9 protein-coding genes are annotated in these 12,250 nt (G+C 40.5%); 7 read left to right on the top strand and 2 right to left on the bottom strand.

The window, feature by feature from the left end; all coding sequences use genetic code 11:
• Positions 1–835 precede the first annotated feature (835 nt).
• The 5 genes from M886_RS13120 to M886_RS13105 all read left to right on the top strand — a co-directional run bounded on the left by M886_RS13120 (position 836) and on the right by M886_RS13105 (position 5,249).
• A complete protein-coding gene (locus M886_RS13120; RefSeq protein WP_048036425.1) occupies positions 836–1,441 on the top strand; it encodes a M23 family metallopeptidase in 606 nt (201 codons plus the stop codon).
• Between the two features lie 283 nt (positions 1,442–1,724).
• On the top strand, positions 1,725–1,859 hold the full coding sequence (locus tag M886_RS19365) for a hypothetical protein (RefSeq protein ID WP_268745861.1): 135 nt from the start codon (positions 1,725–1,727) through the stop codon (positions 1,857–1,859).
• A gap of 167 nt (positions 1,860–2,026) precedes the next feature.
• Positions 2,027–3,052 (top strand): hypothetical protein, encoded by a 1,026-nt coding sequence (locus M886_RS13115; RefSeq protein WP_048051309.1) that lies wholly within the window; start codon positions 2,027–2,029, stop codon positions 3,050–3,052.
• A 118-nt stretch (positions 3,053–3,170) separates the two neighbouring features.
• Entirely contained in the window at positions 3,171–3,854 is a 684-nt protein-coding gene (locus tag M886_RS13110) for a DUF72 domain-containing protein (RefSeq protein WP_048036428.1), read from the top strand.
• Positions 3,855–4,151: 297 nt separating this feature from the next.
• Positions 4,152–5,249 (top strand): hypothetical protein, encoded by a 1,098-nt coding sequence (locus M886_RS13105; protein ID WP_048036429.1) that lies wholly within the window; start codon positions 4,152–4,154, stop codon positions 5,247–5,249.
• A gap of 350 nt (positions 5,250–5,599) precedes the next feature.
• On the opposite strand, the gene M886_RS13100 is transcribed toward M886_RS13105, so the two are convergent.
• Positions 5,600–8,356 carry a hybrid sensor histidine kinase/response regulator gene (locus M886_RS13100; protein WP_048051308.1) on the bottom strand — a complete coding sequence of 919 codons (2,757 nt, stop codon included), beginning with the start codon at positions 8,354–8,356 and terminating at the stop codon, positions 5,600–5,602.
• Between the two features lie 35 nt (positions 8,357–8,391).
• On the bottom strand, positions 8,392–8,769 hold the full coding sequence (locus M886_RS13095; RefSeq protein ID WP_048040288.1) for a response regulator: 378 nt from the start codon (positions 8,767–8,769) through the stop codon (positions 8,392–8,394).
• A gap of 861 nt (positions 8,770–9,630) precedes the next feature.
• Here M886_RS13095 and M886_RS13085 point away from each other — a divergent pair.
• Together M886_RS13085 and M886_RS13080 are read left to right on the top strand one after the other, a co-directional pair.
• Positions 9,631–11,049 (top strand): tetratricopeptide repeat protein, encoded by a 1,419-nt coding sequence (locus M886_RS13085; protein ID WP_084685091.1) that lies wholly within the window; start codon positions 9,631–9,633, stop codon positions 11,047–11,049.
• Between the two features lie 263 nt (positions 11,050–11,312).
• Positions 11,313–12,173 (top strand): SDH family Clp fold serine proteinase, encoded by an 861-nt coding sequence (locus M886_RS13080; protein ID WP_324291894.1) that lies wholly within the window; start codon positions 11,313–11,315, stop codon positions 12,171–12,173.
• Positions 12,174–12,250: the final 77 nt, after the last annotated feature.

Below are 12,250 nucleotides of genomic sequence, written 5' to 3'. Positions count from 1 at the left end.
ATTATGCTGAGGCATAACTTAACAAACACTATTGCAAAAATCAGCAGTGAAATGTTAACCACAGCTTCTACCAGCCGTCCCATAAACTAAGATTGTGATTTCAAATACATAACCCTTTTTCTTACACAGTTTCTTCCGATTTTATGCCTGCGCAGAAAAAAACCGGCTGCAGATTTGATAAGTTCCAGGTTTTGAACACCGAAACTGAAGCGTCAATTCGATTAAAATCGAAAAACCCGGAGCTAAGAGAAGATATAATCGGTTTAGAATTAAAATATGGAAGCAAAATTCGAAATTAAAATAGATAGAAAAGAGATATTAAATGGGTATTGTGACCCATAAGGCCCGATCCACAATTTAATGTAGTTCTTTACTCGGTAAAGTTATGCTTATTTAAGTTACTACTTAGTCAAGTCATTACCTATTTAAGTTACTACTTAGTCAAGTCATTACCTATTTAAGTTACTACTTAGTCAAGTCATTACCTATTTAAGTTACATACTTTCTTTGTACGTCTTCTTCATAGATCTGGGACTGACCTTATGGATCAATTTATAGTATGGCGTTAAAGGTATAAAAAAATAACGATAAGGATTTTTCCTTTAGAAAGTAATGGTTCCCGGTACACCGGCCCGGGTTAATAAAATGACCGGCTATTTACAATAATATTAAGGACTAAAGATAAGATTTATAAAGTCGTTTTTTTTGGAGAATTTAAGGAAATTTCTAATTCTGGTCAATGAAATTTCTGGCTACAAACCATTCTAAAAAAAGTGTATGCTGGAATCTCTGCTGCAAAGAAAAGCTTTTCAACTTCGCAGTCTACTGAAAACCCATGAAACAATGGTCCCTAAATACAAAGCTTACAGAAGAAACGGCATCGGAAGAAATAATTCTGGAAAAAATTGTTTCCGGAAGAATTCCGCAAAAAAGAGAACCCGGATCTTTCTGGGAAGACAGGGGAGACAGATACCACTGCGGAATTGACCTTTATGCCCCCGTGAATACAGAGGTGTTTTCGGTTGAAGGCGGAATTGTCGCAGAAACCGGTCTGATGACCTCGCCTGAGATCCTGCCTTACTGGAACCCTACACATTATGTTATAATTGAACACGAAAAGGGGCTTTTCTGCAAATACGGTGAGCTTGCAGGCTTTACCATGAAAAAAGGAGACGAAGTCGAGCCAGGGAGTTTGATCGGGCGTGTGGGAATGGTGCTGAACTCCGCAAGAATAGATAATTCCTGCCCGCTTTATATCCAGAGGCTGAAGAATAAAAACCCGAGTATGCTCCATTTTGAAGTATGGGAAAATGAGCCCATTGCTGTTCACAGGAAGTATCTCGGAGGCAACTGGTTTGCCGAAGAAATGCCAGAAAATTTAAGGGATCCTTCGGGATATTTAAAGGCTAAAAGGATATTTTACACAGAAATAACTGGCTAAAAAACGGAAGTTCGACTGAAAATTCCGGCTAACATTGCAAATATTTCATAACAAATGTCAAATATATTCATAATGTACGAGTATGTGTTTTTGGCACTTTCTGGTTTGAAAAGTTAACTAGTTTTGCAAATTAAGGCTAAATATGGTCATAGGCACATATTAAAAATATATACGAAAAATAGATTATTTTAAGATATATTTATTAAACTGGAGAATCGATATACAGATTCAATATAACATAATAGATAATCAAAAACATTTAATATACAGATAGAAATTGATGATGGAGTGTAACAAAAACAAGTTCACAAAAATAAGTTCACATAGAAATAAAATCACCCACGACTCTTACATTTCTTACGGCTCTTACATGAGGGGATGCAAGACTCTTCAGGAAAGGATGAAAGGATCTATATAAAAACGCTCATGATATTCTTGGAATAAAATGCCCAAAAAATGAAAGTATCTGGAAGCACTTTCATGCTAAAGTAAACAATTTATAACCAATTAGGGTAATCATTATTAAAGACACAGATCTCTGACTTATAACACATTTAAGATTTTGAAAACTATCTGGTGGTATTCATGTCAATTCCGGGCTGCAAAAAATTTCCTGTGGATGAAAAAATTGAGACATTCCAGAAACTGCCGGTGATAAAAAATTATTATCTGGTCCTTGGTGGTGGAAAAATCGGCACTGATTTTCTTCAGTATGCCCGAAAAAACAATTTTCCTTTTGTGCTTGTCATCGACAGCGACGAAAATGCGTCGGCTTCAAAAGAGGCTCAGGTCCTTGAGACCGAAAGCGAGCTTTTAAGCCTTTTGAGGAAAAAAACAGAAGCTTCCCTTAAGAAAACCGGAAATGGTTCACGGTCAGGGAAGGGAAGCGAAGGAGAAAATGATATACCGGAAACCGGGAAATCAGAGGCATACTTCTATAAAATGGACATTCACAGAGTTCCTTTCCTCTTCAGCTCAGGCATTCCCGAATATATTATTCCTGCAATTCCCTTTCATGCAGCTGCATATATGCTTGCAGATCTCCTGAAGTTCCCGATACTTGATGCATGCAAAGGCGAAAGAAATAAAGAAAACCTTGCTGAAATATCCAGCCCCGAAGAAGGCTTTTCAGGGGAAAAAAGCCCTGTAAGTGAGCTGTTTATCAAGCCTGAAGATCCGGGACTTATGAGTTACTTCAATAATATTGAATCAGTGTTTCCCGAAGATGTAATCGCAGGCAGTTACCCCGAACACGGCATGTTATTTCTGTCATATGCCAGGGAAGGAGAGATCTGTCCTGACGGCTGCCCTGGACCGAGAGACAGGTGTCCTGCTTTCGGGAGGAAAAAACCCAGAACCATTACCGAATACACCCGGGAACTTGTTCATAGCGTTCCGGGATGGGTCTTTGAGAGCCACCAGATGAAGCCCGGAACCGGAGGGCTGAAAGGAGCGGAATTCAGGCAAAATATCCTGGAAATCCTGGAATTTTTGGGCAATATTCAGTGCGGGGGAAACGAAAAAAAACCCGAAAAAATCGAGGACAGGGCTTTTTTCATAGCTACCACCTGCACATGCCATGGAGTTTTGAACCTCTTCTATGTCACCTGAATATAATGTTACCTGAATATGGCGTCCGGATCCAGTATAAGTAAAGGCTTCCGTGCTTTACCGGAAAATTGAACCAAAAATACATCTGTGAGCAGCCCAGATATCTGCAGGGGATTATATGGATGCTTTTGTAGGCACAAGCGGCTGGTATTATGAGTGGAATAAAAAGAAAAACCTAGACTGGTTCGTGGAGAACTCAGGTCTTAATTCTGTAGAGCTCAATGCAAGTTTTTACAGGTTTCCTTTTCCAGGCAACATAAAAAACTGGGGCGAAAAAGGCAAGGGTCTCAGATGGAGTGTAAAAGTACACAGGTCCATAACCCACTGGCGCCAGTTCAGTGAGAGTGCACTTGAAATATGGGAGAACTTTAGAGGACTGTTCAAACCTATGGACCACTTAATTGATTTCTATCTTTTCCAGGCGCCTCCCAGGTTCGAGGAGATTGAAAGAGCCCTCAAATTTGCAGAAAAAACTGGGCTTGGCGAAAGGTTTGCTCTGGAAATAAGGAATAGGGAGCTTCTCGGGAATGATGAGCTCTGCGGAAGGTTTCTGAACAGGGTTACCCTTGTATCCGTGGACTCTCCCGATTACATTAACCGCATATTTCCCGGAAAAACAGTTTATATGAGGATGCACGGAAGAGAAAACTGGTACAGCTATAACTATCCTCGGGGAGAAATAAAAGAAACCATAAGGAAAATAACGGAATTGGAACGTGAAAAAGTCTATATTTATTTCAATAATAACCATAAGATGCTTGAAAATGCAAGGAAAGCATTAAAAGCCTTTTCTGATTTGTAAACCCTTAAGATCTTCCTTTGTTTTCAAAAAATTCCCTTTAAAGTATAGAAAAACTATTATGAATAATGTCTCTTGTTATGATTTGTTTTTGTGTTAACCTGTTTTAGTAGCTCAATCGTTAGCTCATATTATGAATAAATTATTATATAAAGAGGTATATTTTAGATTTGATCCGGATATCCCCCATAGTCAAAAGTTAAATGTCTCAAAATAAGAGTCAAATTTTTCTGGCATTGTAACTGATGACAATAAGATATTTGCCCGGAACTCCCTATATATAAAAAAGAAGTGAAATATATGTTCTGGAGTAAAGACGATATTGTCGAAAGGCTGAGCAAAATACCCAGAACGCTCGAAGATATCTCTATAGATATCTTTGAAGGCGTACCCCCAGCAAATGACCTGGTGTATAAAACAGACCTTTCAAAAGAACATTGCATAGATGCGACCAGCGGCTGCAGAAACCCTCAAACAAATATAAGTGTAGAACAGGTGAGCATAGAACAGGAACTTATGTACCCTTACATGGATGGCTCAGCTTCCGGCGAATTCGCCATTCCATCCGAGCAGTACCGGTTTATGCTGCCCTATGAGATACTGGACTACAATATCAGGAAAGAATACAGAATCATTCAGCCTGAGGAATTGAAAACCAAGTTTCCCATAGCTTATAATCAGCTGATGGAAGCAAAACAGAACTCCGAAACCGGAAAACAGAACCTTGATTCTGCCGACTGCTACCGCCTGGAAGATGAAAGTTTCCTGCAGTATATAAAAACACCAAAAATAATTGTCACCAGCAACTACCGTCTCCGTGCTTCATATGATGTTGAAGGAAAACATGTGTTTTCAGAAGGAATAGGAGTTGTACTTGGAGACCCAACGCTCTATCATTACATCACAGCTGTGCTTAACTCTTCAATAGCAAGAGCTCTTCCTGAGATATGGAACCGTGAAAATATGCAGAGCAAGAACCAGCTGAATTCCAGGATGCTCAAAAGGTTCCCGATAGAGTTCCCTAAAAAACAGATCACTGAGACCCTTATAAGCACAATCTGCAGGTACCTGATTTACCTTAACCGGCAGAAGCAGACTGCAAGGGACTACTCCATACCCGGCTACCAGAAACTGATAGACTTCTACAGAAGAATTGCAGATCTTCTGATCCTGGACACTTACATCACGAATGACCTTGATCCGAAGTTTCTTGAAATCCTTGCAGAAAACATCACAGCGTCTGGAGAAGAATTCGAATACAGCGATGACATTAACCTCCTGATAGGGCTTCAGGAAATAAAGAAAAACATTCTGGAATCTGCCAGTTTCCGTGAATGCAGGTTCAACAGCGAATTCACGAATATCCTGGCTACCCTGAAAAACAACGGCGCCTGGTAAAGAAATCGGGACAAAAAATAAGGAATCAGGTTTTAAGGATTTTTAGTTTTTATTCCTTCATTTTAAACCAATCTTTTTCCAGCCGGTTTTTCAGGTCAATTTTTTTCCGGTTTATTTCTTCCGGTTAATTTCCTGATTTATTTCTTCTGATTAATTTCCCGGTTTATTTCTGTTGTCTAAGGTTTAATTTATTTCAGATGATTAAGTTATATTATCAATATTATCAAAGAATTAATTTATTTTAAATATTTAATTTATTTTAAATGTCTAATTTATTTTAAATGTCTAATTTATTTTAAATGTCTAATTTATTTTAAATATTTAATTTTCAGACAATCGCTTTCAGACTATCACCCTTCAGTCCTGAATGAATCTGATTGGAAAACTTCCTGATATGCCGGAGAAGCAAATGTTCCGCAGTTCACTGGCTCTAGACTCCTTATCAGCTCAAGAAGCTTTCGTTTATTCAAGTCCTCTTTTTGCATAACAAATGAAATGCTGCTGTTTAACATTTTCATTTCCTGCATACTCAGGTCTTTAGAAGTGCATACAATTACAGGGATGTCCACGGTTTGAGGGTTTTTCTTGAGGGCTTTTATTACTTCAAATCCGGAAACATCCGGCATGTTAAGGTCAAGAATTATAGCATCGGGAATTTCTGTGGATGCTTTATCAATTGCTTCTTTTCCTCCCTGTGCCAGGCTGATAACGTAACCCTCGAATTCAATCATAGAGGATATAAGTTCCAGCATGGATTTCTGGTCATCTGCGATCAGGATTTTTGGAGAGACCTTTTGTGATTTCTTTTTCAAACGTTCAAGGGTTGAAAGCAAGACTGATTTCTCAACCGGTTTTACGAGATGGTCAAATGCTCCCCAGAGCATCTTGCAGTCGTTTTTTTCGGTTATTGACAGGACAAGCACCGGAATCCCGGAAGTCACGCTGTCTTTTTTCAGGTTTTCAAGAACATCCCATCCATTCATTTCCGGAAGCATAAGGTCCAGAGTGATTACAAAAGGCTTTAATTTCTGGGCAAGGGAGAGAGCTTCTTTTCCGGTCGCAGCCTGGACTACCCTATATCCTGCTTCTTTTAATGTGAAAAACAGAAGCTCCCTGGACAACCTGTCATCTTCAACAACCATAACAAGAGGAGCAGAGACATCAGAACCACAGGATTTGAAACCAATAGTGATGTCTTCCATTTTCGGTATTTTGACAGGAATTTCTGCTCCGGATTCGGTCAGTTCATTTAGAACTATGGGTTCAACCGGTTTCCCGGATTCAATTGCTTTCCCTGTTATAACAGGACCCTCGATGGCATTTACTTCACCTGTTTCGGCTGTTTTATGTGCCGTTTCAGCTGTTTCATGTGCCCGGAATATTTCCCCGGATTTCAGGGTCTTAACAGGGACCTCAAAAGTGAAGGTTGAGCCTTTTCCGGGCTCACTTTCAACCCATATCCTTCCTCCGTGCATCTCTATAAATTTCTTTGAAAGCACGAGACCGAGCCCTGTCCCTTCGTATTTTCGGCTGAGTGTGGAATCAATCTGCTTAAAGGGCTTGAAGAGCTGTTTGATTTCATCTTTAGAAATTCCTATACCGGTATCGGATACTGAAACCCTGACCCCTTTTTCAGATACTGTCCCCAGAACTTCAACAGAGCCGCCTTCCTGGGTAAACTTTACTGCATTGCTTACCAGGTTATACATGATCTGCTTGAAGCGTGTCCTGTCCGCATAAACAAAGAAACCCGGCTCCACATTAAAGTCCATTGAGATGTTTTTCTTAAGAGCGAGAGGGGAGAGGATATTTTTAGTATTGGAAAAAATATCCTGAAGGGAGAAATAATCAGGCTGAAGTTCCATTTTACCGGCTTCTATCTTGGAAAGATCCAGAATACTGTTTATGAGCGAAAGGAGATGTTTTCCACTGGTGGAGATATTTCCGAGAAACTTTTTATTGAGTTCGTCAAACTCTCCTGTTGACCCTCCGAGCATGAGCTCAGAAAAACCGATTATAGCAGTAAGGGGGGTTCGCAGTTCATGACTCATGGTCGCAAGGAATTCGCTCATTGAACGGTTTGCGCTTTCAGCTGCAATTTTTGCCTGCAGGAGTTCTTCCTCAGCCTGTTTCCGGTCCGAGAGATCTATGAAGCTTTCGACAAAATAACCCGTTCCCCCTATTGAGACGGGCACAACGCTTCTGAGGATAGGTAAAGTCTTTCCTGTAGCTGTAAGAAGTATACTTTCAGAAAGGTCTCCGGCCTGGTCCAGAGAAAGTGCAGCACAGTTCTCTTCCCCGTGCTGGCCGATTAACCGGTAACAGGTCATGCCTATGAGTTCTTTTTCGGAATAGCCTGCAGTTTTCAATGCTATAGGATTAGCATTAATAATTTTTCGGGAAGAAGATTCGATCAGAAGGATACCACACAGGGTATTGTCAAGAATGGCTTTGAGCCTTTCCCGGTTTTCCTGCTCGGATCTTTCCATGTTTTTACTGAAGGTGATGTCCTGGGCTACCAACTGAACAATATTATCCTTTCGATCAATAAGTGACAGGTTGACCTTAATATCAACAATTTCCCCTTCTGGTTTCTGATATCTCATTTCAAAATTAGATGAACCCTGTCTGAAAGTCTCTTTAAATGCCTGCTGAAGTTCAGGAAGGTACTCCGCCTGAATAAAAGACATCAGAGAGACATTAAAAGGGCGTTTCTGTCCGAAACCGAAAATTTCGCAGCCTTTTTTATTAATATCCAGGACTTTTTTTCCGTCCGAAATAATAACAGCATCGCTGGACTGTTCAAAAAGAGTCCTGTACATTCTGTCTTTTTCTTCAAGATCACATTCTGCTTCCCTGTAAAGTACAAGGGTGTTTTCGAGTTCCGTCCACCTACGGAGGGAAAAAATTCCCATTCCGAAGGAGACATACACTGAAAGAACAAGCATAAGCCCCAGACCTTCGCTATCGCAGGATTCAATAAATATTACAATGGATTCAAAAAGGTTATAACTGGAAGCCGCAACTGTGAATATAAATCCCAGAACCAGAATAATTATCAGTTCATTAGATTTTTTTGTGAACGGTGGCTTTAAAATATTTTCCATCCACTCATCCCCTTAAAAGACCCCTTTTAAATTCCTTATAGTACCGGATGCCCGCCAATGCATGAATCTAACATTGATTTGAGCCTTTCAATCTCAATAGGCTTTGAGATATAGCCGTTGCACCCTGCTTTTAAGAACCTGTCCTCGTCACCCTGCATGGCATGAGCTGTAAGAGCAATTACAGGAGTCCTGCAGACTTCCGGGAGGTTTTTGATTTCTTTAAGGACTTCAAGCCCGTCAAGTCCCGGAAGCTGTATGTCAAGAAGTATAAGGTCGAACCTGTTTTCTTTAACAATTTTGAGAGCTTCAAATCCATCCCTGGCTTCCTTACTCTCATACCCAAAAGTAGTAAGAAGGAATCTGATGAGTTCCATAATTATAGCGCTGTCCTCAACCACGAGTATATTTTTCATTACATGACCCCTCATATATTCTAAGGGATCTGACAAGATACAGATGCCTCTGGTTAACGGACTTCTTCCAAAGTCTGGACTGTTATCTCCTGGAGATGCTGCTACCAGACCGTATAAAGGTCATAAGTCCCTTAAAGCGCCAGAGCTAAAAATAAAAAGTATTTTTGGCAGACCCCTTAGACAATTAATCAAGTACCCTGTCGTTTTCCCCAAATTCAAAAAACTTACCAGCCGGCAAGTTAAACATATTATTTAATTTCCCCAGATATGGTAAAATGTATTAATTTTTAAAAGTTAAACAGTAATTGTATTACATACATATAAAAACTTTGTCTATTGACAAGAAAAAGCCAGATCAGCAGGTAAATAGAATTTATTTTCTTAATAAGAAAAACGATGTTTCTCAAAAAACAGGATAATAGCTGGTAAATAGCGGGTAAATAGCTGGAGAATATCCGGAGAATATCCAGAGAATGAAGGAAAATTGACCCGGAAGAAAATCTACAGGCAGGTCTGAAATATAAGAATGAGAAGCAAATGAAACATTAAATCAATTATAAGGTCCGAAAATATCAGGATAATACAGGAGCAAAAATACAGGTACAGAAATACAGGTACAGAAACAAAGAGAGATTAAAAGGAAGAAAAGTAGCTGTATAATACTTTTATATAATTTTATAACTATAATACCCCAATATAACTTTAACTGTTATACCCTGATGTAACTTTGTAGCTATAATATTCCGATGCAACTTTAATACTTCAATAGATCCTATAATACCCTTAATATAGGATCAATCCGGATATTTACAGTTAGAATATCCACTAAAGACCTTAATTATTCTGCTTTTCATTCAGGAGGTGCAAATTACGGTTAATCCAGAGAAAGATTCTGAAAAAGAGGAAATTTCTGCTAAAAACGGCATTGAAAACCACAGGGTTCTGTTTGAAAGGTATGAGGAAAGGTTAAAGAACCTGGACCCGGAACTGCTTACACCTGAGGACGAAATTGTTTTACAGGAAGCATTCACGCATGCAAAAGAGTTTCTGGGGCCTGAGGAAGTAATAAAATGGTTTACAGTTGCTGCCGAACCCTTCTACAGGTCAGCAAACTGGAAAATCCTTTTACCCATATATGAAGAACTGCTTGACACCGCAGAAAGAGAACTCGGACCTGAATCTTCAGGAACTGCAGCTGTACTGAGCGGGCTTGCAGGAGTCTATCGTTACATGGGGAAACATGAAGACTCCCTGAAGCTGTATTTAAGAGCACTCAGCATCCGTGAAAAAATTCCTGGCTCTGACCATCCCGAGACCGCGGATACTCTCAGCGAACTTGGAATCCTCTGCTCTGTTATGGATAGGCTGGAAGAAGCTCTTTCATATTACACAAAAGCCCTCGAAATTCAGGAAAGGTTCCTGAGCCCTGAGAACCTTGGAGCCATCAGGACCCTTAACAGGACAGCTTTTTATTATAAGCTGATTGAAAAACCGGAAAAAGCAGAAGAATTTTTTTCCCGGTCCCTTGAACTACTTGGGACGCTGGCAGAAAGGGAGCCGGAGAACAGGAAGGTCCTGGCTTATACTGCCGGCACACTGAACAATCTCGGTGTCCTTCTCTCGGAAACGGGAAAACTTGAGAAAGCCGAGGAAATTTACGGGCAGGCACTCAAACTCCAGGAAAAGGTATACGGAAAAGAACACCCTCAGATAGCCCAGACCCTGAACAACCTTGCTCTTCTTTATTTCCAGACGACAAAGTATGAAAAAGCCCTTATCCTCTACACACGCTCCCTTGAAATCATGGAAAACCTGGGAAAAACCGAGCATACAGGCTTTGCAACAACCCTGAACAACCTTGCAGGGGTCTATGTCCAGAAAGGGAGGAACGAAAGAGCCCTTGAACTTTATACCAGAGCTCTTGAAATCCGGGAGCGCATCCTTGGCCTGGATAATCCCGAAGTTGCCAAGACCCTGAACAACCTTGGCGAACTGTACAGGATCATGGGAAAGCATAAAAAAGCGCTTCCCCTCTACACCCGCGCTCTAAAAATCTATGAGTTCACACTTGGACCATCGCACCCGGATGTGGGCACAACCCTGAACAACCTCGCAGGCCTGCATGAAAGTATGGGAGAATATGAAACTGCAATCGATCTTTACGAAAAAGCCCTTGACATAATTGAAAAAGAGTACGGGCCTGAGCATCCGTATTTCAAAATTACGAGGAACAACCTGCTCGGCCTGTATGAGAAGATGGAAAGGAGCTGGAGGAGCTGAACTTAAGGAGCTGGAATTTTAAGAGTAGAAATTAATAGATTCAGGACAAATTAAGAGCGGATAAATTGAACAGGATAAATTAAAACACGATAAATTAAGAGCGGATAAACTAAAACACGATAAATTAAAACACGATAAATTAAAACACGATAAATTAAAATAAGACAAACTAAAATAAATTAAGACAGAATAAATCAAAACAGAATATAATAATCTGTGCTTTAGAAATCTGTACTGGAAGCCCAGATAGTTCTTAATGGAAAATTGAGGGGGATTTTCTGGTTCTAATTGACGGTATAACATTTGATGTCTGGGATCTGACTTTTCTTCTGTTTGCTTTTTTCTTTCTTTATGCTATAATATACCCGCAGTCTCAACTCAAAAAAATCCGTATGCAGCGTATGGCAAAAATGAAAGCCATGGAAAAACACCACGGATATAAGGTACTTACAATGATACACAGGCGGGAGATGATATCCTTATTCGGGCTTCCCGCCTATCAGTCCATAGATGAAGAAGACGCCGAGCAGGTCCTGCGCTGGATAAGGAAATACAGGGACTATCCGCTTGAGCTGATCCTTCATACCCCCGGAGGGCAGCTTCACGCCAGCATCCAGATTGCCCGCGCCCTGAAGAACCACCCAAAAAAGACCCGTGTGCTCATCCCTCATTATTCTATGTCAGGGGGTACGATTATTGCCCTTGCAGCAGACGAAATAGTAATGGATAAAGATGCCGTCATAGGGCCAATAGACCCCCAGGTTGGAGATCCCATAAGGGGAGTCTTTCCGGCGCCTTCCTGGATCCATGCCGCAGAAACTAAAAAAGAAGACGCTGATGATTCTACTCTTGTTATGAGCGATATATCGAGAAAAGCCCTCAGGCTCACACGAAACGTTGCAAAAGAGCTCCTTGAAGGTAAGATTCAGCCTGACGGAAAAGAAGACAGGCTTGAAGAGGTTGTCGAAAAACTGGTCAGCGGGGAAATGATACACAGCACTCCTCTCTCAGCCAGAGAAGCAAAAGAACTCGGGCTTTCAGTTAATACGGACTTCCCTGAGGACGTGCATGATTTCATGCGGCTTTTCCGCCCCGTGAAAAAGACTGTAGAATACGTGGGATAAAAACAAATTAAGGGAAGTGTGCTAGGAAGTGTGCCAAGAACTGTAGTCTGGCGTGAGACAATGTTTTTTTTGACCCG

Source organism: Methanosarcina soligelidi (assembly GCF_000744315.1).
In the GTDB taxonomy this organism is placed as follows: domain Archaea; phylum Halobacteriota; class Methanosarcinia; order Methanosarcinales; family Methanosarcinaceae; genus Methanosarcina; species Methanosarcina mazei.
The sequence above is the reverse complement of the archived record's forward strand: the minus strand, read 5'-3'. Positions and strand labels throughout refer to the sequence as shown.

Bases quoted from the DNA above. Each gene is read 5' to 3' on its own strand.
- M886_RS13120 (WP_048036425.1), top strand. From the start codon at position 836: ATGAAACAATGGTCCCTAAATACAAAGCTTACAGAAGAAACGGCATCG.
- M886_RS19365 (WP_268745861.1), top strand. From the start codon at position 1,725: ATGGAGTGTAACAAAAACAAGTTCACAAAAATAAGTTCACATAGAAAT.
- M886_RS13115 (WP_048051309.1), top strand. From the start codon at position 2,027: ATGTCAATTCCGGGCTGCAAAAAATTTCCTGTGGATGAAAAAATTGAG.
- M886_RS13110 (WP_048036428.1), top strand. From the start codon at position 3,171: ATGGATGCTTTTGTAGGCACAAGCGGCTGGTATTATGAGTGGAATAAA.
- M886_RS13105 (WP_048036429.1), top strand. From the start codon at position 4,152: ATGTTCTGGAGTAAAGACGATATTGTCGAAAGGCTGAGCAAAATACCC.
- M886_RS13100 (WP_048051308.1), bottom strand. From the start codon at position 8,356: ATGGAAAATATTTTAAAGCCACCGTTCACAAAAAAATCTAATGAACTG.
- M886_RS13095 (WP_048040288.1), bottom strand. From the start codon at position 8,769: ATGAAAAATATACTCGTGGTTGAGGACAGCGCTATAATTATGGAACTC.